The 24059-nt window shown below is 64.4% G+C and carries 24 protein-coding genes; 6 read left to right on the top strand and 18 right to left on the bottom strand.

Annotated features, from left to right (window positions below; translation table 11 throughout):
* Positions 1–18 precede the first annotated feature (18 nt).
* From J1N60_RS03245 to J1N60_RS03210, 8 genes are all read right to left on the bottom strand, one after another.
* Positions 19–1266 (bottom strand): MBL fold metallo-hydrolase, encoded by a 1248-nt coding sequence (locus J1N60_RS03245; protein ID WP_312910662.1) that lies wholly within the window; start codon positions 1264–1266, stop codon positions 19–21.
* A 69-nt stretch (positions 1267–1335) separates the two neighbouring features.
* Entirely contained in the window at positions 1336–1734 is a 399-nt protein-coding gene (locus tag J1N60_RS03240) for a hypothetical protein (protein ID WP_312910661.1), read from the bottom strand.
* Positions 1735–1964: 230 nt separating this feature from the next.
* Positions 1965–2438 (bottom strand): hypothetical protein, encoded by a 474-nt coding sequence (locus J1N60_RS03235; RefSeq protein ID WP_312910659.1) that lies wholly within the window; start codon positions 2436–2438, stop codon positions 1965–1967.
* A gap of 298 nt (positions 2439–2736) precedes the next feature.
* Positions 2737–3702 (bottom strand): hypothetical protein, encoded by a 966-nt coding sequence (locus J1N60_RS03230; protein ID WP_312910657.1) that lies wholly within the window; start codon positions 3700–3702, stop codon positions 2737–2739.
* 1 nt (position 3703) lies between these two features.
* Complete coding sequence (locus tag J1N60_RS03225) at positions 3704–5176, bottom strand: MATE family efflux transporter (protein WP_312910655.1); 1473 nt, start codon at positions 5174–5176, stop codon at positions 3704–3706.
* Positions 5173–5829 carry a TetR/AcrR family transcriptional regulator gene (locus J1N60_RS03220; protein ID WP_312910653.1) on the bottom strand — a complete coding sequence of 219 codons (657 nt, stop codon included), beginning with the start codon at positions 5827–5829 and terminating at the stop codon, positions 5173–5175. The genes J1N60_RS03225 and J1N60_RS03220 overlap by 4 nt, the downstream gene beginning before the upstream one ends.
* Positions 5830–5946: 117 nt before the next feature.
* Entirely contained in the window at positions 5947–6390 is a 444-nt protein-coding gene (locus J1N60_RS03215; protein ID WP_312910651.1) for a DUF7112 family protein, read from the bottom strand.
* A gap of 14 nt (positions 6391–6404) precedes the next feature.
* A complete protein-coding gene (locus J1N60_RS03210; RefSeq protein WP_312910649.1) occupies positions 6405–6815 on the bottom strand; it encodes a 30S ribosomal protein S6e in 411 nt (136 codons plus the stop codon).
* Positions 6816–6942: 127 nt separating this feature from the next.
* Between J1N60_RS03210 and J1N60_RS03205 the strand changes: the two genes are divergently transcribed.
* The gene (locus J1N60_RS03205) at positions 6943–7272 is read left to right on the top strand and encodes a DUF7130 family rubredoxin-like protein (RefSeq protein WP_312910648.1); all 330 of its coding nucleotides are present in this window, start codon (positions 6943–6945) and stop codon (positions 7270–7272) included.
* Between the two features lie 209 nt (positions 7273–7481).
* Here J1N60_RS03205 and J1N60_RS03200 read toward each other — a convergent pair whose 3' ends face one another.
* The 4 genes from J1N60_RS03200 to J1N60_RS03185 all read right to left on the bottom strand — a co-directional run bounded on the left by J1N60_RS03200 (position 7482) and on the right by J1N60_RS03185 (position 12618).
* Positions 7482–8477, bottom strand: coding sequence for a ribonucleotide-diphosphate reductase subunit beta (locus J1N60_RS03200; RefSeq protein ID WP_312910646.1), 996 nt, complete (start codon positions 8475–8477; stop codon positions 7482–7484).
* A 16-nt stretch (positions 8478–8493) separates the two neighbouring features.
* Complete coding sequence (locus J1N60_RS03195; RefSeq protein WP_312910645.1) at positions 8494–10926, bottom strand: ribonucleoside-diphosphate reductase subunit alpha; 2433 nt, start codon at positions 10924–10926, stop codon at positions 8494–8496.
* A gap of 171 nt (positions 10927–11097) precedes the next feature.
* Positions 11098–11628 (bottom strand): acyl-CoA thioesterase, encoded by a 531-nt coding sequence (locus J1N60_RS03190; RefSeq protein WP_425499320.1) that lies wholly within the window; start codon positions 11626–11628, stop codon positions 11098–11100.
* A 510-nt stretch (positions 11629–12138) separates the two neighbouring features.
* Complete coding sequence (locus J1N60_RS03185) at positions 12139–12618, bottom strand: Lrp/AsnC family transcriptional regulator (RefSeq protein ID WP_312910643.1); 480 nt, start codon at positions 12616–12618, stop codon at positions 12139–12141.
* 351 nt (positions 12619–12969) lie between these two features.
* Here J1N60_RS03185 and J1N60_RS03180 point away from each other — a divergent pair, with 351 nt between their 5' ends.
* Positions 12970–13872, top strand: coding sequence for a ketopantoate reductase family protein (locus J1N60_RS03180; protein WP_312910642.1), 903 nt, complete (start codon positions 12970–12972; stop codon positions 13870–13872).
* Positions 13873–13888: 16 nt separating this feature from the next.
* Here the strand turns inward: J1N60_RS03180 and J1N60_RS03175 are convergent, their stop codons facing one another.
* Together J1N60_RS03175 and J1N60_RS03170 are read right to left on the bottom strand one after the other, a co-directional pair.
* On the bottom strand, positions 13889–14239 hold the full coding sequence (locus J1N60_RS03175; RefSeq protein ID WP_253431339.1) for a NifU family protein: 351 nt from the start codon (positions 14237–14239) through the stop codon (positions 13889–13891).
* 76 nt (positions 14240–14315) lie between these two features.
* The gene (locus tag J1N60_RS03170; RefSeq protein WP_312910641.1) at positions 14316–14630 is read right to left on the bottom strand and encodes a DUF5783 family protein; all 315 of its coding nucleotides are present in this window, start codon (positions 14628–14630) and stop codon (positions 14316–14318) included.
* A gap of 290 nt (positions 14631–14920) precedes the next feature.
* Here J1N60_RS03170 and J1N60_RS03165 point away from each other — a divergent pair, with 290 nt between their 5' ends.
* Both J1N60_RS03165 and J1N60_RS03160 read left to right on the top strand, forming a co-directional pair.
* Positions 14921–15298 (top strand): hypothetical protein, encoded by a 378-nt coding sequence (locus J1N60_RS03165; protein WP_312910640.1) that lies wholly within the window; start codon positions 14921–14923, stop codon positions 15296–15298.
* Positions 15299–16391: 1093 nt separating this feature from the next.
* Complete coding sequence (locus tag J1N60_RS03160; protein WP_312910638.1) at positions 16392–17147, top strand: CehA/McbA family metallohydrolase; 756 nt, start codon at positions 16392–16394, stop codon at positions 17145–17147.
* A 55-nt stretch (positions 17148–17202) separates the two neighbouring features.
* Here the strand turns inward: J1N60_RS03160 and recJ are convergent, their stop codons facing one another.
* The gene (recJ, locus tag J1N60_RS03155) at positions 17203–18699 is read right to left on the bottom strand and encodes a RecJ family nuclease (RefSeq protein WP_312910637.1); all 1497 of its coding nucleotides are present in this window, start codon (positions 18697–18699) and stop codon (positions 17203–17205) included.
* Positions 18700–18842: 143 nt separating this feature from the next.
* Here recJ and J1N60_RS03150 point away from each other — a divergent pair, with 143 nt between their 5' ends.
* Positions 18843–19175, top strand: coding sequence for a hypothetical protein (locus J1N60_RS03150; protein WP_312910636.1), 333 nt, complete (start codon positions 18843–18845; stop codon positions 19173–19175).
* Between the two features lie 74 nt (positions 19176–19249).
* Positions 19250–21043 (top strand): oligoendopeptidase F, encoded by a 1794-nt coding sequence (gene pepF, locus J1N60_RS03145; RefSeq protein ID WP_312910635.1) that lies wholly within the window; start codon positions 19250–19252, stop codon positions 21041–21043.
* A gap of 135 nt (positions 21044–21178) precedes the next feature.
* Here the strand turns inward: pepF and J1N60_RS03140 are convergent, their stop codons facing one another.
* The 3 genes from J1N60_RS03140 to J1N60_RS03130 all read right to left on the bottom strand — a co-directional run bounded on the left by J1N60_RS03140 (position 21179) and on the right by J1N60_RS03130 (position 24049).
* Positions 21179–21697: a GNAT family N-acetyltransferase gene (locus tag J1N60_RS03140; RefSeq protein ID WP_312910634.1), complete on the bottom strand. Its 519-nt coding sequence runs from the start codon at positions 21695–21697 to the stop codon at positions 21179–21181.
* Between the two features lie 81 nt (positions 21698–21778).
* A complete protein-coding gene (gpmI, locus tag J1N60_RS03135) occupies positions 21779–23314 on the bottom strand; it encodes a 2,3-bisphosphoglycerate-independent phosphoglycerate mutase (RefSeq protein ID WP_312910633.1) in 1536 nt (511 codons plus the stop codon).
* Positions 23315–23476: 162 nt separating this feature from the next.
* Positions 23477–24049, bottom strand: a complete 573-nt coding sequence (locus J1N60_RS03130; RefSeq protein WP_312910632.1) for a cysteine hydrolase family protein — start codon at positions 24047–24049, stop codon at positions 23477–23479.
* Positions 24050–24059 lie beyond the last annotated feature (10 nt).

Below are 24059 nucleotides of genomic sequence, written 5' to 3'. Positions count from 1 at the left end.
GCAGCCTGCGCACAACTGCTACTCCAGGACCACGCGCTCGCCCAATTCGGGGGCGGACGCGTCGAAGCCGTTGGCCCGGAGTTCCTCGGCGAACCACTCACAGCGATCACCGTGGTTCACGAGTACCCGCGAATCGCGGTAGGACTCGAGGAACGACTCGAGGCCCGCCCGGTCGGCGTGCGCCGAGAAGTCGTACTGCTCGACCTGGGCGCTGATCGGCATCACTCTGCCGTCGATCTCGGCGCTGCCGGTCTCGAGGAGGTCCCGTCCGGGGGTCCCCTCGACCTGGTAGCCCGTCATGGCGATCTTGTTCGCCGGGTGGCTTCGGATCGCGGGGACGTACGTCATCGCGGGGCCGCCGTGGAGCATCCCGCTGGTCGTCACGATGACGGTGTTCTGGTCGGCGATGCGTCTTCGCTGGCCGTCCCTTCCGTCGACGAATCGAGCGTTGCCCTTCGCCCGGCGCAGTTCGTCGGGGTCTCGAAGGAAGTCACGATTTCGCGGGCGCAAGAACAGATCGGCGACGCGGGTTCCCATCCCGTCGACGTAACACTCGAGGTCGTGTTCGGCGCAGATGCACATCACTTCCTGGGTACGGCCGATCGCGAAGGCGGGGACGACGACCGTGCCACCTTCCCAGATCGTCGCTTTCAGGCTGTCGACGAACGCGCGCTCGATCTCCGCCCTCGGGGGACGGGTCGTGTCGGCGTACGTGCTCTCACAGACGACGACGTCGGCGTCGGGACGGGCCGTCGTCCCCGCCAGGAGGTGCTGGTCCTCGGTGTGGAAGTCGCCGGTGTAGAGCAGGCGGGTGTTACCATCGTCGACCAGGACGTGAGCGCTCCCAGGGACGTGACCGGCGTCGAAGAAGGTGACCTCGTAGCCAGCGGCCTCGAAGGGCTCGCCGTAGCCGTGGGTCTCCGACACCTGCGTCAGGCGGGCGAGTTCGGCTTCGGTAAACGGACAGTCGTAGCTCCCGCCGTGGAGTTTCAGCGTATCTCGAGCCAGCACCATCGCGAGGTCGGAGGTCGGCTGGGTCCAGTGGATCGGCGGGCGAGCGTCGCCCGACAGCAGCGCGGGCAGGGTCCCAACGTGGTCGAGGTGGCCGTGGGAGACGACGACTGCGTCGGGGTCGAGGTTGGGTTCCCGGAGCGGGAACGAGGGCGGGTTCCCCGAGTCCATCCCGAAATCGAGTAGTAGAGAATCGTCCACTAGGAGGGCACTCCGCCCGATCTCGCGGGCCCCGCCGAGAAACTCGAGGTGCATCTCTACCCTGTCTGGGGACTCGAGCGATTTGGCTCCGGCGATCCGATTGAGTGCGTCCCGACATGGTACTCACGGGCACGACTCGAGGCCACCCACGGCGAAGTTAATGCTCTTTGCTTCGAAAACCGCGTCCAGAAAATAGCACTCGTTTGCTCCCCAGTCCGAGAAAAACTCGTTCGCGTCGCGTGTCGAGAAGCTATTCTGATGATCTCCGTCAACCGTGATTTCGACGTTGTACGGCGTTTTCTCGTCCATCCACTCTTCGACGATCGCTATCCGTCCCAGCGATCCGTTCGCCGTTCCCTCGAGCGCGTGTTCTTCGGTGTACACTGTCCTCCCTTCCTTCTCGACAGTGACAACGGTCGAGATACGGTTCTCGCTATAGTTCGTCACGTTGATTTTCCCCAGTCCGACTTCGTGGGAGTCCTCTTCGAGACATCCGCCAAGTGTAGACGAAGACACGAGCACCGTCGCGAGAAACGATCGCCGATCCATACAATAGCATAGATGTGGCTTAAAATAATGACTTGGATTATGAACCGAGGCGTCAATTCCGATTGTTTGGTCGGTTGAAATCACCTCTCTCAGAAAGAGCAATTCGTACAATCAACCAGTAGTTATGAGTGCAAACTGACAATCAGCGTAGCCTCCGAACCCTCATTCGGCTATTCTCATAAACGAGGACCAGTGAGCTGGAATTACGGAGATACCCCGTTCACGTTGACGAGATTGCCCTGGCCATCGAACCGGGCCCGCACCTCGTACCAGTTCCCCTCGTCGTCGGTAAGGTAGAGCACTGCCTGTCCGCGGTGTTGGATTTCGTGTTGAATACCGTCTTCGTCCGGGGCACTGACGCCGAACCAGAACGCGTTTCCACTCCCCGACAGTCCATAGACGTCGGGCCCAGTGCGAGCGGGCTCACGGTACTCTTCGAAGGTGTACTCTCCCGGGAATCGAACGACGTAGTAGGTAAACTCCTCCTCGAAGTTCGCCGCTTCAGGGTCGGACGTTTTGGTTTCGACCATCACGCCCTCTAAGAGTTCGGCGTCGCGTCGACGGCGATTGTCGCGCCCCTGGCCCCCCTGGTCTTGCCGTGCGAGGACGCCTGTCGTCCCCAAGATGCTCGCTCCCGCGATCCCGCCTGCTGTCTGTAGTACGTGTCGTCGATTCATGAGTTCTCCCCCGTTGATGGGGCGGTTCACGTGCAATGGGGGATAGCATAAGGGTACTCACCGTTTCCGGCGCAATCCGACTTTTCGTGACTGCCTGTTAGCCAGAGCTTCGTCAGTTTCGTACCCTCGTCGGTATAATGAGATATTTCTGATATCTGACTTGTGGTTTGAGTTACGATAACAAATATCCATTACGCAACTGAACTTTAACGCCTGATACACCTCGTAATCTACTCGATCGACGGCTTTTCTGTACTTTTGACCCGCTGAGGCTCTTTTCAGGGGCCGGCGACCGCGATCAGTAACGCCGATTACCGGTCGCTCCGAACCCATCTCCACGGTCCAGTTCGTCCCCGAGCCAGCGAAGCGGACGCTCGAGTCGACCTAGCGCGGTCTCGTCGAGATGATCAGCGAGGCGTTCGTGGGTGGCCGCCGCTTCCTCGAGCCGTGGGTCGAGCACTGTTCGAAGACGGGGGTCGTCGGGGAGCGAACCAGTGATCGCCTCGCCTCGAAGGCCGCGAACCATCGCCTGTCGGACCGTTCTCTGGTGGTCTCGAGCGAGGTGGTCGGACGGGCTCGCCGTGTCGTCGAGCGACCCGTCCGGGACGGCGTCGAGGAGGGTCCCGAGGTGGCGCCCGTACGCTCGAAGCGGGTCGGCCGCGTCGAGTCGGTCGCCGACGATGGCGCCCAGGACGCAGCCACAGCCGGCGAGGACGGCCAGTGGGCCTGTTTCGACGGTCGATTCGGGTGCTAGTTCCGATCCCGGTTTCGATTCCGATTCCAGTTTCGACGCCGATTCCACCTCCCCGTCGCCCGCGCTCCCGCCACCACCGATCGCCGCAGGCAACTCGCTCGAGGCATGGGTGAACGCACGAACGCTCGCGACCGCTCGTTCGGACTCGAGCGGGGCCGCCCCGACCGTCCCGTGGGCGCGGGCGAACAGGTAATCGCTCGCCAGCAGCGCCGTCTCGCGGTCGTCGACTCCGTCCATCAGCGTCGCGCGTCGCAACCGGACGTACCCCTCGAGGGCGACCAGCGCGGTGGCCAGGGGCTCGAGCGCTGGCACCTCGGCCGCGACGCTCGAGTCGGCGTCGACGGTCGTCGCGACGGTTCGACAGAGGACGACCGGAATCGAGTCGTCCGGAGGCGGACAGGCGCGCAGTGAGAGCGCCCGGACGGACGGGGTGAGCCCCGTCCCTCGAACGGGTTCGGCACCGTTACCGTCGCCGTCACCGTCATCGACGAAGGGATTCGACCTGGTCATCTCAATCACCGGCGGGCGCCGACGCGACGTCCTCGGTCACGACGTTGTCGGTCCAGGTCCCCCGCAGGAACCAGCCGGCGGTGACGATGGCCGAGAGGACGTACGAGAGGGCGATGGCGTACCAGACGCCGTAGATGCCCAGCCCGAAGTGGAGGATGGCGATCGCCGAGATGGGGATGCGATACATCCAGAGCTCCTGGATCGAGAGGAACATCGCCGCGCGGGTGCTGCCGCTACCCCGGAGGCCGCCCAGCAGCACCTGGAAGACGCCCATGAAGATGTAGGAGGGCCCGGCGATCAGGATGAACGCGGCGCCGTAGGTGACGACCTGCTCGCTCCCCTCGCCCTGGATGAAGACCGCCGTGATCGGTTCGGCCAGCGGGTACGCGACCGCGACGACGGCGACGAAGATCCCGACGACGACGACGGAACTCAGCTTGACGGCCTTCCAGGCACGGCTCACCTGCTCGGCACCGAGGTTCTGCCCGACGACGGCTTCCGTGCCACGGGCCAGCCCGAGCGCCGGCAAAAAGAGCAGCGAGGAGAGCCGGTTGGCGATCCCGTAGGCCGCGACTGCGTCGGTTCCGGCGATGGCAACCAGCGCCGTCAGCAGGGCGATCCCCGAGGAGCGAAAGCCCTGTTCGGTCGCGATGGGCCCGCCGATCTCGAGGATCTTCTTCACCGTCGGCAGTTCGAGGCGCAGGTTCGCGAGGGTTGGTTCGAGCCCGACCCGGCCCGAAAAGAGCAGGTAGAGGCCGACGAGGGCGGCGACGCCGCGGGAGAAGACCGTCGCCACCGCGGCGCCCTCGACGCCGAAGCCGGTGAAGCCGGTCATCGCGTAGAGCGTCGACTCGAGGCCGGTCGCGCCGACCCAGGCGAAGAGTGGGTTGTCGGCGAATCCCAGGATGAGGATCGGATCGAGAACGACGTTCATCGTCACGCTGAGCGCCATCAGGTACATCGGCGTCCGGGTGTCGCCCCAGCCCCGCGAGAGGGCGTCGAAGATGAAGAACCAGAACATGAAGCCGACGCTGACGAAGATGATCCGGGTGTAGTTGACCGCGTAGGTGTAAGCGGCGGTGCCCGGTTCGGCGCCCACCAGCTGGATCAGCCAGGGCGAGAGCGCGAAACCGAGCGCGCCGAAGACGAAGCCGACGACGGTCACGAACGAGAGCGTCTGTCCGGCGACGTGGTGGGATTTCCGAAAGTCCTTCGCGCCCTTGTACTGGGAGACGAGGACAGTCCCCGCGGCGGTGAGGCCGCCCCCGATACTCACCATCAGGAAGACGATGGCCCAGGAATACGAGAGCGCGGCGACGGCGTCGCTCCCGAGGCGACCGACCCAGAAGGTGTCCGCGAGGTTGTAACCCACCTGCAGGAGTTGTGAGAAGACGATGGGGGCCGACAGCACGAGGAGGGGCTTGAACAGGTCGCCGTCCGTGACGTTGACCGATCGATCGCGTTTTCGACTCATTCGGGGGCATCACCGGCCGCCGCGTCCGCGGCCTCGAGCGAGACGGTCCCTCGTTCGGGGAAGGATTCGCCCTCGACGAGCAGGTCCGCGACGACGACGTTGGCGATGCCCGACCGCACCTCCTCGAGGTAGGCGTCCCGGTCCATCGTCAACTGCCGGATGCGCGCGCCGTCGAGGGCGGCGATCAGCACCGTCGCCGTCTCCGCGGGATCGTGGTCGCGAAAGACGCCGGTCTCGAGGCCGTCCTGGAGGATTCCCTCGAACGCCGCCCGGAGCGCGTCGTCGCTGCGTCGGAGGTGCGCCTGGAACCGCTCGTCGTAGGGGGCCTGGGCACGCAATTCGAGCATCGCTGTGTGAAAGGAGGCGCGTTCGTCGTCGTCGGGATCGTAGAGGAACCAGTCGACGAGCGCCGCGAGGCGTTCGACCGGCGATAGCTCCTGGCTGGCCGCCAGTCGCTCGTCGAAGTGCTCGAGCAGGAAGTCGAAAAATGCCGAGATGATGTCGTCTTTGGAGTCGTAGTGATAGAACAGCAGGGACTTGCTCTTGTCCGTCTGGTCGGCGATAGCCTGTGTGGTGAGCTCGGTGTAGCCGTGTTCGCACAGGGCCTCGTAGGTCGCCGTCATAATTTCGTCGCGGGCGCTCTCGTCGGTCACTAACTAACCGGTTAGTCAGCGAGCTACAAGGGGGTTTCGGTTCGAAACGATATAGAATCGTCGAACTCTCAATTTACCGCCACGCTCGCCCCGATGCTGCGCTCGACTCGTCGCGTACTACTGATCCTCGAGCCCCTTCGCAATGTCCTGCAGGCTCGTAGACGGCGGTTCGTGGGCCTCGTAGACGGCAGTTTCGCCGGGTGCGCGAACGCCGTAGAGGAAGTCGGGTTCGACGACGTCGAGCAGGACCGACCCGTCGCGGCGAGCGCCGTGCTCGTCGATCCACTCGGGTAATGCGTCGACGCCGTCGCGCGGATCCCGCGCCTGATCCGGCGTCTCGTAGAGGCCGGGGACGACCAGTTCGTCGCCGGTCAGACCGCGATCGACTCGGCCGAAGTGCTCGGTTCCCTCGAGGACGAACCGGGCGACTTCGCCGGCCTGATCGGGAAAGTGCCCCGTCTCGTCACCGGGGATTTCGATGCGAACGCCGGTAGCGGTCTCCGCCAGCGTCGCTCGAACCGTCTCGACGCTCGGGTTGTCACTCGAAATTCGGTCGGGCATAGAAGCGAGGGGGATTACTCGTCGTCTCCGTCCTCGTCGGCCTCGAGGCCCAGCAGGCTCTCGACGCTCTCGGAGCCGCGCTCGGTGATCGTCGCGTTGATCTGGGCGGTTTCGTCGGAGATCTCGCGTCCGCGAGCGGTGATCCGGCGGCGCTCGCCGTCGCGGCCGGGATTGTAGCCCGTCTGGCGTTCGTTCATCAGGACTTCCTGAAGCCGGGAGCCCGCGACCGTCTCGTTGTGCGGGCGGCCCGCATTGTCCGAGCCACCGGTGATCTCGAGCGTGTAGCCGTCGAGGCCGACGGCGCTCCCGTCGACTTCCTGGCCGATCTCCTTGCCGATGAATCGGTTCGCGTCCTGACCCTCCGCCTCGAGCTGGTGGGCGAGCCCCGATTCGGGGTCGCCGACGACGACAGTGAAACTTGCCATGAGCGGGCAAAAACGGTCTGCGGTGAAAAATACGTCGATCGACCGTTTCTCGGGGCCGGGCGTATCGTTGGCGAGCCACGATGGTGGGCGTTGTAGTTTTATGCCCGTCCTCGTGGGAGCCTCGCTCATGGGAGAAACACCGGCCAGAGAGGGCGACGAAGAAGCCGTCGAGGACGTCCACGAGGTTCAGTTCGGCCAGGCCGTCTACGGCGAAGACGGGGAGAAACTCGGAACCGTCCGCGGATTCGACCTCGGCGGCTTCTTCGTCACGACCCGGGAGGGCGTCGAGGCGATGAGCGTCGAACACGCCCGCTCGGGCCACGAGTTCGGCGAAGCCGAGTTGATGTGGCGCTGTACCGAGTGCGGCGAGATGGGGGCGATCGACGAGGGCCTTCCCGACACCTGCCCGAACTGCGGCACCGAGAAGGAGAACCTGATGTACTGGACGGAGGACTGACGGCCAGAGGCCGGAGGACAGCGGACTGACGGCCGGACGGAAAATTGAGTCCGATCTGTCGCTCGAACCATCCCTCGGGTTCAATCCACCCCTTCGGGCCAAATCCCAACTCCGACTCGAGTCACCACTCCAGACTCGAGCCACCACTCCGTACTCGAGGCCGGCCTCCAGCAGGCGACCAGAGGCCTTCCGACCGGGTGGTGGGCGGCCTAATCCCACTCGAGGCTAGCGCCGCTGCGGTACTCGGTCACCTGCGTCTCGAAGAAGTTCTTCTCCTTGTTCAGATCGACCTGTTCGGAGAGCCACGGGAACGGGTTCTCGACCCCGTACTGGGTCGGCAAGCCGAGTTGCTCGAGGCGGCGGTCGGCGACGTGTTCGACGTACGTTGCGAACTGGTCGGGCCCCATACCGAGTATCTCGTCGGGACAGGCCTCGTGTGCGTAGACGCGCTCTAACTCGACGGCTCGGGTGATCAGGTCGATCACCTCCTCGCCGAAATCGTCGGTCCAGGCGCCCGGGTGTTCCCGGCGGAGCTGAGTGATCAGGTCGACGCCGAAGCCGACGTGGAGCGATTCGTCCCGCATGATGTACTCGAACTGCTGGCCGACGCCGACCAGTTTCTGCTGGCGTTTGAGCCCGAGCATCATGGCGAAGCCGGCGTAGAAGAAGATGCCCTCCATGATGACGTAGAAGCCGACGAGGTCCCGGAGAAATTCCCGAAGGTCGTCGTCGGTGTCGATGGTGAACGTCGGCCGATCGATGGCTCGCGTCAGGTCGACGACGAAGGCGTCTTTCTCCTCGATCGCCGGAATTCGGTCGTACATCCCGTAGAGGTACTCGGGATCGAACCCCAGCGAGTCACAACAGTAGATGAAGGTGTCCGTGTGAATCGCCTCCTCGTAGGCCTGGCGCAGGAGGTACTGTCGGCACTCGGGGGCGGTCACGTACTCGTACAGCGCGAGGACGATGTTGTTCGCCGTGAGCGACTCCGCCGTCGAGAAGAAGCCGAGGTTCCACTCGACGAGTTGTCGTTCGGCCGCGGAAAGGGCGTCACCGTTCCACTGGGTGACGTCGTCCTGCATCGGAATCTCGGCGGGAACCCAGTTGTTGTCGACGCCGGCTTCGTAGTACTCTCGCGCCCAGTCGTACTCGATGGGGAGGATCTTGTTCGGGTCGTGTTCGCTGTCGGTGTTGATGAGTGTCATTGGCGGTGAATACGGGTTACTGGCAGGCCTCACAGCTCGGATCGTCGAGGGAGGGGAGGTCGTCGCTCGATCCGTCGTCTCTGGGACCCGATTCGCTCCCTCCGTCCCCCCGCTCGTACCGGTGCTGGGTCTTCCCGTATTCGGCCATGTCGAGGGTCGACTTCTCGATCTGAGAGGCGCCGAGGGTGCGCAGGTAGTACGTCGTTTTCAGCCCCAGTTCCCAGGCCGTTTTGTACACGTCGTCGAGCAACGTACCGTCGGTCGACGGGAAAAAGACGTTGTGAGAAACTGACTGGTCGATCCACGTCTGGCGGTGGGCCGTGAGTCGAAGCTGGTGGCGCGGATCGATCTCGAACGCGCCCCGGTACAGCGCTTTGAGGTCGTCAGGAACCGCGTCGAGCTCCTGGACTGAGCCGTCGTGATACTTGAGCCGATCGACCAGGTCGTCGTCCCAGCACCCTCGCTCTCGCAGGTCCTCGACCAGGTGCTCGTTGATGATCGTAAAATCACCCGACATGTTCGACTTCACGTAGAGGTTCGAGTACAGCGGTTCGATCGACGGCGTCGTCCCGTTGATCGTCGAGATGGTCGCCGTCGGCGCGATCGCCATCGTATTCGAGTTTCGCATGCCGTGTTCGGCGACGTGCTCGCGGACGGTCTCCCACTCGAGGGTCTCCTCACGTTCGGTCGGAATCGCGCGGCCGCGTTCGTCCTCGAGCCGGTCGACTGTGTCCTGCGGCAGGAGGCCGCGGTCCCACTTCGACTCCTCGTAGGACGGATACGTCCCTCGTTCGGCGGCGAGTTTCGAGGAGTTCTGTATAGCGTGATACGATACAAACTCCTGCCAGCGGTTCGCTTTCTCGACGGCGTCCTCGCTGCCCATCGGGACCCCCAGGTCCATCAGCGCGTCGTGAAACCCCATCGTACCCAGACCGACCGGGCGATGGCGCATGTTCGAGCGCTCGGCTGCGTCGGTCGGATAGAAACACAGGTCGACGACGTTGTCGAGCATCCGCATCGCGGTTTCGATCGTCGAGGCGAGGTGCTCGCGGTCGAGTTCGCCGTCCGCGACGTGGGTCGCGAGGTTGACGCTCCCGAGGTTGCACACGGCGTGTTCGTCGGCGTTCGTGTTTAGCGTAATCTCCGTACAGAGGTTCGAGGAGTGGACGGTACCGACGTGGTCCTGCGGCGAGCGGACGTTGCACGGATCCTTGAACGTCAGCCACGGATGGCCGGTTTCGAACACGCGGGTGAGCAACTGCCGCCAGAGCGACTCGGCGTCGACGCGCTCGTACTGGCGGAGTTCGTCCGCGTCGGCCAGGCGCTCGTACTCTCGATATCGCTCCTCGAACGCCGCGCCGGTGAGTTCGTGGAGGTCGGGTACGTCGTCGGGACTGAACAGCGTCCACTTGCCACCGTCCTGGACGCGCTTGACGAAGAGGTCCGGGATCCACGCGGCCGTGTTCATGTCAGGGGTTCGGCGTCGCTCGTCGCCGGTGTTGCGCTTGAGGTCGATGAACGCGGGGAAGTCGAGGTGCCAGCACGCCAGGTAGGCACAGGCCGCCCCCCGACGTTTCCCGGAGCGGTTGATCGCCGCCGTCACGTCGTTGCTGATCCGGAGGAAGGGGACGACGCCGGTCGACTCGACGCCGGTCGACTCGATCAACGCGCCCTCGGCTCGAACGTTCGTCCAGTCGTTTCCGAGTCCGCCGCTCCACTTCGAGAGTTGCGCGTGGTGCTTGTAGGCGTCGAAGATCCCCTCGAGATCGTCCGGAACGGTCGTCAGGTAACACGAAGAGAGCTGTGGATGGGCTGTGCCGCTGTGAAAGAGCGTCGGCGTCGACGGCGTGAACTCGAGTTTCGAGAGCACCTCGTAGAACTCTATGGCCCGCTTCTGCGGGTCGTCCTCCTCGAGAGCGAGGCCCATCGCCACCCGCATCCAGAACGCCTGCGGTAACTCCAGTGGTTCGCCACCCTGTTCGATTCGAAGGACGTACCGCTGGACGAGCGTCTCCATCGCCATGTACTCGAGGTACTCGTCCCGGCCGGGGTCGAGCGCCTCGGCGAGTTCCTCGAGGTCGAATCGCTCGAGCAGTCGACCGTCGAGACGGCCCGCGTCGACCGCCCGCTCGAGGTTGGTCACGAACGTTGCCCGATAGGCCCGGTCGAGTTCGTCCCCGGAGACGTCCGTGCCGAGGACGGTTCGGTAGTATCGGTGTCGGGCGACCGTTCCGGCGATATGTTCGAACGCGGGATCGCGCTCGATTCGGGCCGTAAACGCCTGGATGACGGCCTCGTATTGTTCGTCGACCGTCGCTCCCTCGTAGAGGGAGCGATCGATCGCATCGAGAAGCGATTCGTCCGCGAGCAGTGACGGCCCGTCGGTAGGCTGTGCGCGTTCGAGGATCGACCGGACGTCTGGAATCGATGTCGGCGTGTGGTAGCTCATAGGTGAATTCGTCGTTCGTTGCGGGACGACGGCACCCGAAATCGGCAGCGTCGCCACTGTCGACGGTAGTGCGTGGTTCCTTCGAGCCCGCGTCGCCTCCGCAGTACCGGTATCCGACCGGACTCACATAAACGCTTCCCAATAAAATTGTAGTAGTGAAAATTTAGTTGTTTATTCGCTCGCTCGGCCCTCACCGTCGGCGGGTTCCTCGAGTTCGCGCGCGAGTTCGCGCCGCCGGGAGCGACGCGCCTCGAGTGCCCGGTCGCGAAGGTCGGCCTCGGCCGTCGTTGGACAGCGAAGCGCCGGCACGGCCGTCGGCGTTTCCGACTCGTCGAGTGCGATGAAGGTGAAAAACGAGGTCGCCGTCTCGTTCGCTTCGCCGTGTTGGGGGCGCTCGGCACGGACGTCGACTCGGACGTCCATGCTGGTTGCCCCCGTGTCGAATACGTAGCCGGTCACGGTCACGATGTCGCCGAGTTCGATCGGCGCGATGAAGTCGACGTGGTCCATCGCGGCCGTGACAACCTGCCGTCGAGCGAACCGTCTGCCGGCGATTGCCCCACAGATGTCCATCCAGTGGAGCACGGCGCCGCCGAGTGCCCGCTCGAGGTTGTTCGTCTCGTTGGGCATCAGAATCTCGCTTACTTCGGTATACGACGTTTGAAGGGATCTCGCCCTGCTTACGGACCACTCGCGGTTCATGTAGCGTTCTGGAGTCCCGATTCACTAATGCCTATCTAATTTTCACTACTACAAGTGAACTTTACCACCGGGGGTGGTGCCGCGACGCTGCCGATGATCGTCCGCACTCGACTGTTCCTCGACTATCGGTACGCGATCCCTCGAGACGACAAATCCGGCGTTCACGCCGAATCTCAGTCACGCTGCCGATAGTAGGCGAGAAACTGGACCCCACAACTACGGCAATTGACCCAGACTTTTCCCCCCGCGTTTGCCTCGTCGCCCACGATCTCGCTATTCTTCGGTACGATCGCGAACGTCGTTTCGTTGCACTCCGGGCACGATACTGACTTTCCGGTGGGGGTATCGCTCACGTTTTCACCTGTTGCCGAATCTATGTGTGCTTTTCTCCTTCGGGTATAAGTAGGTGTTGGGAAATTTCTAATCCGGCCGACGTACCCTCCTTTCGAAACGACTATCCGAAAAGCGTTCAGGTTCCGCTCGTCTCGACGGACGGCGTCTCTGGTTCGATTAGTGATCGTCTGCCAACTCCAGCCCGCGCACGTACTCGAAGGGACGCGTGTACTCGGCCCGGATGAGGTTCTCGTCGTCGATCTCCAGCGCGAGGTCGTCGAGTTGTTCGGCGACGTGGGTGATGTCCGCGTCCTCGGCGCCGACCGCTTTGATGTGGAGGTTCTCCTGACCGGTCATCAGTTCCGTCACTTCGACGACCTGTGGGAGCGCCAGTGCCTCTCCGGCCACGGCGGACCGCTCGCTGATCCGGGTCGTACAGGTGAAGTGGAAGTAGAGTCGAAGCCCGGTCGACTGGTAACCGATAGCCGTCGTGTAGCCGGTGATGATCCCCTCTTCCTCTAATCGAGCCATCCGGTTGTGGATAGTGTTGTCGGAGACCCCAATCTCCTCGGCCAGAGTGGTCGCCTTGTATCGCGCGTTTTCCTGTAACAGGTCGAGCAACTGTCTGTCCGTTTCGTCGAGCGGGCACCACGTCATACTCGATATCTCCTCTCCTCTCCAAAATTATTTCTGATTTTTGGCCCTATTCTCAATTTCACGTAGATATCTCCCATTTTAGGGGGATGGGTTAGAACTCTCTAATTTGAACGCACGTTCCTTAAGTACGATTCGAGCCCAATGAGAAATTCGACTATCTCCGCCGTCTCAGTTCGAGAGTCAACACAGGAACGGTAGCACACCACATCTCGATCCATCCTGTCGACGGCGGTCGCACGCTGGCGTGGACTGAGTTGCTGCCCAGCGAGCCGGCCCGCTCTCGCCTCCTGCGGAGTACCGTCGTGAGGTCGGAAGGGAACCGTTTTACTCCTTCCTCGAGCCATCTCCGCTATGGACATCGTCGTCTTCGGGGCCGGCAGTCTGGGCAGCCTCGTCGGCGGCCTGCTCGCGCGCGCCCACGACGTCACGCTCGTCGCTCGAGAGCCACACGCGAGCGTCGTCGCCGAGGATGGCCTCCAGATTGCGGGCGCCCTCGAGGAGACTACCCATCCGGCTGCGAGGACCGACGGCATCGACCTCGAGGCCGACCTCGTCGTCGTCACGGTCAAATCCTCCGCCACCGAGGAGGCCGCCAAAACCCTCGCGACGGGTGCGTTCGGGGCCGCCCTCTCGCTGCAAAACGGCATGAGCAACGAGGAGACGCTCGCCGAGCACCTGTCGTGTCCGGTCCTCGCGGGGACGGCGACCTACGGAGCGATTCTCGAGAAACCCGGCGTCGTCACCTGCACCGGCCTCGGGGAGATCGTCCTCGGCGCTCGAGACGGCGGCCCGTCGTCGGTCGCCGACCGCGTTGGCGAGGCCTTCTCGCGCGCGGGACTCGAGACGGCCGTCTCGTCGTCGATGCCACACCGATTGTGGGAGAAACTGGCCGTCAACGCCGCGATCAACCCCGTGACGGCCCTCGCTGACACACCGAACGGGGCCGTCCTCGAGACCCCCCTTCGTGACCTGTCGCGGGCCGCGGCGCGCGAAACGGCTCGAATCGCCCGCGTGAACGGAGTCTCGCTCGCCAACCGGCAGGCGCTCGCCGCGCTCGAGTCGGTCGCGACGACGACGGCGACGAACACGTCGTCGATGCGCCAGGACGTTCGCGCCGGGAGACGGACGGAGATCGACGCGATAAACGGCTACGTCTGTGACCGGGCCGCCGCCTGCGGTCTCGCCGTTCCGACAAATCAGACGCTCGCGGCGCTTGTGCGGGCGTGGGAGCGAGAAAACGTCGACGGGAGGTAGTTACGACGCGACGGAATCAGAACGGGGCCTGGGGGCCTTCGTCGTCCTCGCCATCGTCGACGGTCTCGCCGGGGAACGAGGGGCTCATGCCGGCGCCACCGGCGCCGTCCATACCCGTACCCGCGTGGACCTTCGTGACTTCAGGGATCTCCTTGACCATCCGACTCTTGATCGCCTGGATCGTCATCGGGGAGATGCCACAACCGCTGCAGGCACCGCCGAGCTGGATGTACACCTCGCCGGTCTCGCGGTCGATCTCCTGGATGGCCGCGCTCCCGCCGTGCATCTGTATCTGTGGGAAGTTCCGTCGCAGGAAGTTCGCCACGCGCTCTTCGAGGTCGTCGCCTTCCTGGGTCTCCGTACTCATATGCACTCGTTGGGCGTCGGCCTCCCTAAACCTTCCGTCGACAGTGTTCGGCCAGCGTTCGGATTCCGGTCCCGTTTTAGACGTCGAAGACGCGCTCGAGCTCCGACTCGATTGCCTCGACGTGGGCCTCGAGCACCGTCTCGAACCGCTCTCGGTCGACGACGACGCCGGTGATCCGGTCGTAGGGATCGTCGGGGAGTTCGATCCAGAAGCCGTCCTCCTCGTCGTAAAAGGGCTCGCTCTCGTTGAGCACCTGCTGGTCGATCGCGTGGACGAGCGAAGAGTCGTAGCGCTCGTTGATGCGGCTGAACGCGTTCTTGTAGGCCTGCTGGAGTTCGGGGAAGTAGTGGACGTACTTGTCCTCGAACTTTGCCGGATCGAACTCGGTCATACCCGGGCAGTTGGAACTCGAGGGTATAGTAGTCGTTGCATCGATTCGTCTGTGTTTGTGTCCGCATTCGTATCCGCGTTCGAAATCGGGGGCCGACGCCGACCGTTTCGTCCGTCGTTCCGGACCGGTATTTCCCGGATACGAACTGCCGAGACGGCGACGAAACGTCCCCGACGAGTTTTCACCCGAACCGACTCTCAAAAAACACGAGGCGGCGCGGAGTCACTATTAAGGGAGTTTACTTACGCAAGCCCAATCCACTCGTAAGGCAGCGGCCTCCCATCGGCTGTATGTCACTGGACCACCACCCCATCCCGCACGAAGCGTTGCCGCCAGGATGGGGGCCGGCCACCGTCAGCGACGGCCGGTTCGTCTACCGCCGTCACGAGCCGTTCCTCGAGGTTTCCGCCGAGCAGACCGACGGCGATCAGGCGAATCCACGGCTCGGCCTCGGTCGGTGCTGGAAACTCCAGCTTCGCCACCAGATCGGTGAACTCGAGGTCACCGAGTCGATCGGTCACGTCTCGACGAAACGCGCAGCGCTAGACGGCTTGCTCGAGTGCTTGCACCGAATCCACGACACCGTCGAGACGCCCGACGATCCGATTGCGGTCCAGGCGGCGCTCGACGAGATCGATCTCGGGGACACTGTGCCGGGCCCGAAGTGAGTGTAGGCGATCCTTTTCGTTCTTCTCCCGTCCAATCGAACGAACGGCGTCAGCGGGAGCTGCGTCTCGAGTTCTTAGAGAACCGGCCACGACCGCTCGTCTCGCTGGAATCGCCATCGAGGCGTCGAGGCGTCTGATTTCGTGACTGGCGAGTTCGTAGCGAGCGACGGATCGCCATCTGTCTAATACTGCAATTTCTGTATACCATTATTTGATATATGGCTGCTCGGGAGAGGCGTGAGAGCTGAATACAACCACCAACGACTGGATCGGCGGCTGACTCTGTTCGTTGTCCCCTCGTCGGTCGTCTCTAACCGTTCCCCGAATCCGCCGTCACTCCCTCTTCCGTCCGGAGCCCGCACTTTTCTCGGACTCGCTCGAGGACGACGCGAAATTGACCGGTCCACCTGCGTCACGTTCGCGACGGCACCTCCGCACCCGATCTCACCGCTCCGAACTCCGCTCGCCATCGCCAACGAATGGTGGCCCACCGAGTCGTCGATTCGAACGGGGTGGTTCGTTCGCGTGTCCACCAGTTTATCGACCACCACGACGAGGGATCGAAACGGAGCAGTCCGCCCTGGACACCGTCTCCTCGCGCTAGAGTTAGGCCCACGAGTCCGGTCCACTCCGAGAGGCTAGTATGCGACTCGGGGTGTGTCGCTGTTCCTCTGGAGTCCCTGGCTTCTCGCTCGTCGATCGGCCCTCGCTCGGTGACGTAGGATCAGCATGGTTCGGTGTCTCGCCCCTCTCGTCGATCGCGCGGCGGCGTCGGGTGCGTCCTCGAGGCGCTCATCGCCGTAGATCCTCCTATTCATCGTCGAGCGAGTCCCGCTGACGGTGGAATTCGAATTTGAGCCGTCAGCTCCCAACGAAACCCGACTGACGGCCGCCTGAGGGCTCTTACAGAGGATCTGTCTCGAGCGCCGATTAATGACATATACTACATGACGATATATGGAATTAGTCGAACGTGGGTAGTCGGTTCACTGGAGCGACACCGAACCGCCGGTCGTCAATGTTCTCTCTTCGCTGGAGTAGAAAGTTTATAACGCGCAACCGGCTATCTCACACCGAGAGCTACTCTCCTCGTATGTCCGCTCACATCCCCTTCGCCATCGACTTTCACGTCCACTCGGAGTCCTCCTACGACGGACACGAGCCCGTCGAGCTCATCCTCGAGCACGCGGCAGACATCGGTCTCGACGGCGTCGTCATCACCGACCACGACGAAATCGATGCGTCCCTCGAAGCGGCCGAACTCGCCTCACGCTACGGGCTCGTCGGAATCCCCGGCGTCGAGGTGTCGACGGCACAGGGCCACCTCCTCGCGATCGGTGTCGAGGAGCGACCCGAACCGGGCCGGCCGTTCCAGACGACCGTCGAACGGGTTCGCGAACTCGGCGGCCTCGCCATCGTTCCCCACCCGTTCCAGCGAAGTCGCCACGGGGTTCGGCGGCGCCACATCCTCGACGTGGACGCCATCGAGGTGTACAACTCGATGCTCTTTACGGGCTACCAGAACCGCCGAGCACGCCGGTTCGCGCAGCGACGCGAGTACCCGAAGGTCGGCGGTAGCGACGCCCACTACCTCCCGAACGTCGGTCGCGCGTACACCGAGGTGATCGTGACGAGTACCGACGAGGACGTCACCAGGGCGACCATCGACGGCGACCACCTCGTCGACGCCATCCTCGAGGGTCGAACGCGCATCCAGGGGAAACGGACGCCGATCCGAAAGAGCACCGTCCAGTACGCGAAGGGTGCGGTGCGGAAATCGTCGTACGTGATCACGAAGCGAACGCCGCTGGTGCCGACGGTGCCGGCGTCGATGGATCGCACACAGTAGCTGTCGGGGTGGAACTCGCGTCAGTTCTCAGCCGTCAGTTACCAGCGGTCAGCCATCAGCTACCGCCGAGTTGCTCGCCCACGATTTCGTCGGCGCGCTCGACGAACTCCGCTTGCTTCCCTGCGGGTACCGTCGCCCCGGCCGCGACGTCGTGTCCACCGCCGTCCCCGCCGACTGCTCGGGACGCCTCGCCCATCACGACCGAGAGGTCGAGCCCCTTTCTGACGAGGCTGTGGGTCCCGCGGGCGGATACTTTGACCTCCTCGTCGTTCTTGTTCGCGAACGCGAGGATGGGCATGGACCGGCTGATGCCAGCGTTGCCAACGGCCATCCCGGCGACGATGCCGACGATGGTCTCACGGATGCGGTCACCCGCGTCGAACCACTGGACGTGGTCCGCTTTCGTGACGCCCTCCCGCGTCACGAGGTCGATGCCGTTCGAGAGGTTTCGGCGGTGTTCCCTGAGCAGTTGGCGAGCGCGCTCGAGGGCTTCGCCTCGGTCACCGAGACAGACGCCGAGACCCACGTCGGCGCGCTCGTAGCGCGCGGTGGCGTTGAGCAGGGTCGAGAATTCGCTGGCGTCGCGGAGTTCGGTGCCGACGGGTTCAGTTGAAAGAACGTAGCTCGTGCCCACGAGGTCGTCGATCTTGTGTGCCGGGACGCCGCTGGTGACGGCCTTTTTGACGAGCGCACTCGCGACGATCTGTTTCTCCTCGCTCGTGAGATTTGCCCAGCAGCGCCACTCGCCGTCGCGTTTCAACTCGAGGTCGAGGCTGTCCAGGAAGCGGAGCGCGCCGTTGCCGTCGTTCGAGATTCCCGGAATGTCGACGTCGCTCGCGTACTCGAGCAGTTTCGGGAGGGGACGGGTCTGTTTCCCGTAGAGGGCGAGGTCGGTCGCGGTCTCGAGGACGCCGGCCTCGACGCCCTCTTCGACGATCTTCGCATTGGCACCGTGGAGTTCGCCGCCGGAGGCCTGCATGTCGCCGACGGCGCCGACGACGGCCAGCGCGGCGAGGTCTCGGTTGTCCGCTCGTGCGGTGGCGCTGCCGCCGTCCGTTGCCGTCGGCTCTCCTGTCGTTTCGGCCGCCCCAGCCGTTCCTGGCCCCCCACCTGCTTCCGCGAGCGCCCGGGCGAGGACGTAACTCGCGCCAGCACCCGAGAGTTCGGAGGCGCCGTTGATCCCGAACAGAAGGGGGTTGAGGTGGTAGGCCGTGTCGGCCTCCGCGGGCTGGTGATGGTCGGCGATGACTGGCGTGAAGTCGCCGCCGTCCTCGTGGTTGGCGATGACGTCGAGCTGGCCGCTCCCGAAGTCGGTGAACAGGACGGTGTCGTGGTCGGTGTCGGCGATTGCCTCGATCGCCTCGGCGTCGAGTTGCTTCTCGAAGACGGTCTCGAAGGGTAGCCCCGCTCGTTCGAGGGCGCTCGCGGCGACCGCAGCGCTCGTCAGTCCGTCGGCGTCGATGTGGGAGGCGAGGAGCACGCGGTCGCACTCAAGCAGGTGCTCGGCGCAGGCGGTGGCGCGTTCCTCGAGGGCGGGGATCGGGCCTGCCATCGTATCGGTTGGTGGTTGGGTCGGCTTCCGGGATAAACCTGCGGGTGCCCTATCCCTGAAGTCGAGCTCGACGGCGGGCCCGCTCGAGTCCCCTGACGCGAGAGTCTCAACGGTTATGACCCGCCCGCCCCTGGTCGTGAACGATGGTACTCTGGCGCGAGTTGCTCAGGTGGAGCGCGTTCGTCGCGATTGCCGGGGTGACCTTGCTCGTGCCCGCGTTGCTCCTCGAGTTCGGCTACACGCACGGTCGATTCGCCCTCCTCGCGGCGCTCGTCCTCTCGGGGTGGGTCGGCGGCTACGGTGTCCACACCGGGCGGACCGGGCCAGCGTACCTGGGCGCACTCGGCCTGGTGATCTTCTCGATCTGGGATGACGTGATCCAGCTTGCGGCGCTCCCGGCCGCGGTGCTGGTCGTGCTCGGGGCGCTCGCGTCGCGGCCCGCGAGCGAGCCGGCAGACGACGGCGACAGCGACTGACACCTGACGACTGACGGCGAGCATCTGGGGTCGCTTCGATACCCTTTACCACCTTCGTTCCGAAACGTTGTCCCATGAGTTCCGTTCCCACGCGCTCGGAGATCGAGGAGGAGTACACCTGGGATCTCGAGAGCATCTACGCCACCGACGACGACTGGGAGGACGCCTACGAAGCGGCCACGGACCAGGTCGAGGAGCTGGCAGCCTACGAGGGACAGACGACCGAGAACGCCGAAACGTTGCTCGAGATTCTCGAACTGCGCGACCGGCTCATGCGCCAGATCTCGACGATCGCCGCCTACGCCCGGATGCGAAGCGACGAGGATACGACCGATCAGGAGTACCAGGCCCTGAGCGCACGGGCGCAGTCGCTGGCCGCCGACGCCCAGTCTGCGGCTTCGTTCGTCGAACCGGAACTGCAGGAACTGACCCGAGAGGAGTTCGATGAGATGGTCGCGGACGAACCCGACCTCGAGACCTACGCTCACTACGTCGATGACGTGTTGCGGATGAAACCGCACACGCGCTCGGCCGAGGTGGAGGCGCTGCTGGCCGATCTGAGCGAAGTCACCGGTGCACCCGGGGAGGTCTACAGCATGCTCTCGAACGCGGACATGGGCTTTCCAACGGTCGAGGACCCGGACGGCGAACCCGTCGAGATCACCCAGAGCAACTTCGTCAACCTGCTCAAGCGACCCGATCGGGACTTCCGACAGCGGGTCTACGAGGCCTACTTCGACGAGTGGGAGTTGGTCCGAAACACGGTCGCCGCCTCCTACAAGAACAGCGTGAAGGCAGACGTAAAACTCGCGTGGGCCCGAAACTACGACACCGCCCGCGAGGCCGCCCTCGACGGCCCGAACGTCCCCGTCGAGGTGTACGACACACTCGTCGACAGCGTCCACGACAACCTCGAGCACCTCCACCGTCACGCCGAACTCAAGCGCGAGGCGCTCGACGTCGACGAACTCCGAATGTGGGACGTCTACATGCCGCTCACGGGTGAAGAAGGGCCGGACGTCGAGTACGACGACGCGACCCAGTACGTCGTCGACGCCGTTGCGCCCCTTGGCGAGGAGTACCAGTCTCGCGTCGCCGAAGGGCTGAAGTCCCGGTGGGTCGACGTCTACGAGAACGAGGGCAAGCGCACGGGCGCCTACTCTGGGGGTACCTACGACACCCAGCCGTTCATCCTGATGAACTACCAGGACGACGTCGCCTCGATGTACACGCTGGCGCACGAACTCGGCCACTCCATGCACTCGGAACTGACGAAGGACGAACAGCCGTACATCTACTCGAGCTACGAGATTTTCACCGCCGAGGTCGCGAGCACGGTCAACGAGGCCCTGTTGACCCACCACCTGCTCGAGACCGTCGAGGACCCCGAGTTCCGCAAGGCCATCCTCAATGAGTTCCTCGAACGGGTGCGTTCGACGCTGTACCGCCAGACGCTCTTCGCCGAGTTCGAACACGAGGCACACGAACTCGAGGAGGCGGGCGAACCGCTGACGGCCGACCGCCTCGACGAACTGTATGGCGACCTCAAGGCCCGATACTACGAACCCGCCGAGATGGACGACCGGATTCCCCGCGAGTGGATGCGGATCCCGCACTTCTACCGCGCGTTCTACGTCTATCAGTATTCGACGGGCATCTCCGCGGCACTCGCAATCGCCGACGACATCGTCGAGAACGGTGCCGATGCGGCCGCAGACTACCTCGCGTTCCTCCGCCGGGGTTCCCGGGAATACCCCCTCGAGTTGCTCGAGATCGCGGGCGTCGACATGCGCTCGCCGGAACCGATCGACCGGGCGCTGTCGACCTACCGCGACCGCTTAGAGGAACTGGACGACCTGCTCGAGTGAGGGCGCTCGGATAGCAACTCCGTTTCTGCCGACAGATCCGGCTCATCCGAACCCGATCCAATCACCAGTGACGGAGCCCAAGCAACAGAACTCGAGCGACGGAGTTCGTTCGCGAGGCCGAACGTGCGCGCCGGGCTACAGCTCCTTTTGCATGTGCAACACGTCGAACGGCGCCCCCTCGAGTTCCCGAACTCGTACGTCGCGGTAGCCGCGTCGGCGGTAGAGCTCGGGGAGAAACGGGTGGCCGGCGAACGTCCGCAATCGCATGCGGTCGTGGTCTTCCCGCCGGGCGAGCGTCTCGACGCGCTCGATCAGCACCCTGCCGATTCCCCGGCCTCGAGCGCGCGGGGGGACCGCGAGGCGACCGAATTCGGGGGCGTCGGGGTCGTACTTCCCTTCGTCGCGGTAGCGGATGGCGCCGACGAGTTTGCCGGCGGCGGGCCGGTCGTCAGCCCTGCCGTCGGAGTCCGCGCCAGCGGCGACCGCGACGAACACGCGACTCTCCCGAATCCAGGCCTCGAGAGCCCCACGGTCGGCACGCGCCGCTCGCGAGGGAAATCCGAGGTCAACGTTGATCGCGTAGGCGTCCCGGTAGAGTCGCGCCAGCGTCGGGGCGTCGGCGAGCGTCGCCGGGCGGATGGACGCTGCAGGCATCACACGTCGTGATGGTGCCGTGGGCGAAATGAACGCATCGACTGCCGACGGCCGATTGCCGATGCTGGCCGTCGATCGCGGCTACTCTCGCACGAGCAGCGACTCCCCGGTCATCTCCGGGGGCTGCGTAAGACCGATGCACTCGAGCAGCGTGGGCGCGAGATCGGCGAGCGTCCCGCCCTCGCGAACCCGAGTCCGGACGTCGCCGGCGCTCGAGTCTCCGTCGGGCGCGACGTAGAAGAACGGCACGTCGTTGTAGGTGTGGGCCGTGTGTGGCTCCGCTTCGGTCCCCATGTCGTCGGCGTTGCCGTGGTCGGCGGTGACGAAGACGTGTGCGCCGTGAGCCTCGAGGGTCTCGAGCAACCGACCGAGCTGGGTGTCGACGGCCTCGACGGCTTCGACGGCCGCGCGGTAGTCGCCGGTGTGGCCGACCATGTCGGGATTGGCGTAGTTCAGCACCAGCACGTCCGGATCTTGGCTCTCGATGGTGTCGATGGCCGTGTCGGTCACCTCGGGGGCGCTCATTTCCGGCTGAAGGTCGTAGGTGGGCACGTCCGGGCTCTCGACGATCTTCCGGATCTCGCCGCCGAACTCGACCTCGCGGCCGCCGTTGAGGAAGTAGGTGACGTGGGCGTACTTCTCGGATTCGGCGATCCGGAGTTGGGTCTTGCCGGCGTCGGCGAGCACTTCGCCCAGGACCTTCGAGGGCTGGGTCGGCGGGAACGCTACCGGGAGGTCGAACGTCTTGTCGTACTGGGTCAGCATGACGACCTCGACGTCGGGTGGATGCGTCTCGAATTCCCACTCCGGGCGAATGTTGGCGAGCATCCGGGTCAACTGGCGAGCGCGGTCGGATCGGAAGTTGAACCAGACCACTGAATCGCCGTCTTCGAGCGCCGGCTGTCCCGCGATGACTGTCGGCTCGACGAACTCGTCGGTCTGGCCGCGTTCGTAGGAGTCGGTGACGGCCTCGACGGCCGAGGACGCCTCGAAGGCGGCATCCCGCTCGACGATGGCGTCGTACGCCCGCTTCGTCCGCTCCCAGTTCTGGTCGCGGTCCATCGCGTAGTACCGCCCGGTGACCGTGGCCACGTCGCCCGTTCCCGCCTCGTCGATCACGGCCTCGAGTTCCGCGAGGTAGCCCTCGCCGCCGTGGGGCGAGGTGTCCCGCCCGTCGGTGATGGCGTGGGTGACCGCCTCGACGTCGCGGTCGGCGGCCATCCCGATCAGCGCGTGGAGGTGTTCGTGATCGGCGTGGACGCCGCCGTCACTGACGAGACCGAGGAAGTGGACTCGCCCGTCGTTCTCGAGCGCGTGGTCGAAGGCGCCATCGATGGCGTCGTTTTCGCGGAAACTGCCGTCGCCGACGGCGTCGGTGATGCGGGTGTACTCCTGTAAGACGACTCGGCCGGCGCCGATGTTGAGGTGGCCGACCTCGCTGTTGCCCATCTGGCCGTCCGGGAGGCCGACGCGTCGGCCGGCGACCTCGAGGCTGCCCGACGGCCCCGTTCGAGTCAATCGGTCGACGACGGGCGTGTGCGCCGCTTCGACCGCGTTGCGGCCGCCGTCGTCGCGTCCGAGGCCCCAGCCATCGAGGATAATGAGTGCCGCGTCCATGCTCGAGGGGTACCGGTCCGGCCGTATTTAGCTGTCGCTCGGTGGGAATCGTTGCCGGCGAGAAGCGACGCGGCTGGCGTCTCCCCTTAACTATAACTAGTGTAGTATGGGGAGACGACGGTCGCGCTGTTCCCGCCTACCGGAGAGTCGTCGCTACGCCGATCACTCGAACGAGAGCTCGTCGCTCTCGAGGACCTCACCGAACAGCCAGTCCGCGTGCTCGAGGGCGTACTCGTGGTGGTCGTCCTCGAGCGCCCCGATGCAGTCCGAAACCATGAGCGGGCGGTAGTCGCGGAGCCCCGCGCTCCCGCCCGTGTGGAGGACGCAGACGTTCGCGAGGGTGCCGCAGATGACGAGGTCCGAGATTCCGCGCGCGGAGAGCCAGCCGTCGAGCTGGGTCTGATGGAAGGCGTCGTAGGTGTGTTTCTCGACGACGAGGTCCTCGTCGTGAACGTCGAGTTCGTCGACCAGTTCGGCCTCCCACGATCCCTCGAGGACGTGTTCGCCCCACCGGTCGAACTCGTCGTAGTAGTGATTGCCCTCGAACTGCTCGGGGGGATGGACGTCTCGTGTGTAGACGATTCGACTCCCCGTCTCCCGCGCTCGCTCGACCAGGATCGTGATCGGCTCGATTACGGACTCGCTGCCTGGCGCGTACAGCGACCCGTCGGGGTGACAGAAGCCGTTTTGCATGTCGACGACGACCACCGCCGTGGTGTCTGGCTCGAGGTGCATAGATAAAACT

Origin of the sequence: Natronosalvus caseinilyticus, assembly GCF_017357105.1 — an archaeon.
Classification (GTDB): domain Archaea; phylum Halobacteriota; class Halobacteria; order Halobacteriales; family Natrialbaceae; genus Natronosalvus; species Natronosalvus caseinilyticus.
The sequence above is the reverse complement of the archived record's forward strand: the minus strand, read 5'-3'. Positions and strand labels throughout refer to the sequence as shown.

What these genes read in the sequence shown, in the direction of transcription:
- J1N60_RS03215 (WP_312910651.1), bottom strand. Translation starts at nt 6,390, where the DNA reads ATGCCCGACCGAATTTCGAGTGACAACCCGAGCGTCGAGACGGTTCGA.
- J1N60_RS03150 (WP_312910636.1), top strand. Translation starts at nt 18,843, where the DNA reads ATGGTACTCTGGCGCGAGTTGCTCAGGTGGAGCGCGTTCGTCGCGATT.
- J1N60_RS03190 (WP_425499320.1), bottom strand. Translation starts at nt 11,628, where the DNA reads ATGAACCGCGAGTGGTCCGTAAGCAGGGCGAGATCCCTTCAAACGTCG.
- J1N60_RS03230 (WP_312910657.1), bottom strand. Translation starts at nt 3,702, where the DNA reads ATGACCAGGTCGAATCCCTTCGTCGATGACGGTGACGGCGACGGTAAC.
- J1N60_RS03235 (WP_312910659.1), bottom strand. Translation starts at nt 2,438, where the DNA reads ATGAATCGACGACACGTACTACAGACAGCAGGCGGGATCGCGGGAGCG.
- J1N60_RS03195 (WP_312910645.1), bottom strand. Translation starts at nt 10,926, where the DNA reads ATGAGCTACCACACGCCGACATCGATTCCAGACGTCCGGTCGATCCTC.
- J1N60_RS03170 (WP_312910641.1), bottom strand. Translation starts at nt 14,630, where the DNA reads ATGACCGAGTTCGATCCGGCAAAGTTCGAGGACAAGTACGTCCACTAC.
- gpmI (WP_312910633.1), bottom strand. Translation starts at nt 23,314, where the DNA reads ATGGACGCGGCACTCATTATCCTCGATGGCTGGGGCCTCGGACGCGAC.
- J1N60_RS03160 (WP_312910638.1), top strand. Translation starts at nt 16,392, where the DNA reads ATGTCCGCTCACATCCCCTTCGCCATCGACTTTCACGTCCACTCGGAG.
- J1N60_RS03205 (WP_312910648.1), top strand. Translation starts at nt 6,943, where the DNA reads ATGGGAGAAACACCGGCCAGAGAGGGCGACGAAGAAGCCGTCGAGGAC.
- J1N60_RS03245 (WP_312910662.1), bottom strand. Translation starts at nt 1,266, where the DNA reads ATGCACCTCGAGTTTCTCGGCGGGGCCCGCGAGATCGGGCGGAGTGCC.
- pepF (WP_312910635.1), top strand. Translation starts at nt 19,250, where the DNA reads ATGAGTTCCGTTCCCACGCGCTCGGAGATCGAGGAGGAGTACACCTGG.
- J1N60_RS03130 (WP_312910632.1), bottom strand. Translation starts at nt 24,049, where the DNA reads ATGCACCTCGAGCCAGACACCACGGCGGTGGTCGTCGTCGACATGCAA.
- J1N60_RS03200 (WP_312910646.1), bottom strand. Translation starts at nt 8,477, where the DNA reads ATGACACTCATCAACACCGACAGCGAACACGACCCGAACAAGATCCTC.
- J1N60_RS03185 (WP_312910643.1), bottom strand. Translation starts at nt 12,618, where the DNA reads ATGACGTGGTGCCCGCTCGACGAAACGGACAGACAGTTGCTCGACCTG.
- J1N60_RS03175 (WP_253431339.1), bottom strand. Translation starts at nt 14,239, where the DNA reads ATGAGTACGGAGACCCAGGAAGGCGACGACCTCGAAGAGCGCGTGGCG.
- J1N60_RS03140 (WP_312910634.1), bottom strand. Translation starts at nt 21,697, where the DNA reads ATGCCTGCAGCGTCCATCCGCCCGGCGACGCTCGCCGACGCCCCGACG.
- J1N60_RS03165 (WP_312910640.1), top strand. Translation starts at nt 14,921, where the DNA reads ATGTCACTGGACCACCACCCCATCCCGCACGAAGCGTTGCCGCCAGGA.
- J1N60_RS03210 (WP_312910649.1), bottom strand. Translation starts at nt 6,815, where the DNA reads ATGGCAAGTTTCACTGTCGTCGTCGGCGACCCCGAATCGGGGCTCGCC.
- J1N60_RS03225 (WP_312910655.1), bottom strand. Translation starts at nt 5,176, where the DNA reads ATGAGTCGAAAACGCGATCGATCGGTCAACGTCACGGACGGCGACCTG.
- recJ (WP_312910637.1), bottom strand. Translation starts at nt 18,699, where the DNA reads ATGGCAGGCCCGATCCCCGCCCTCGAGGAACGCGCCACCGCCTGCGCC.
- J1N60_RS03180 (WP_312910642.1), top strand. Translation starts at nt 12,970, where the DNA reads ATGGACATCGTCGTCTTCGGGGCCGGCAGTCTGGGCAGCCTCGTCGGC.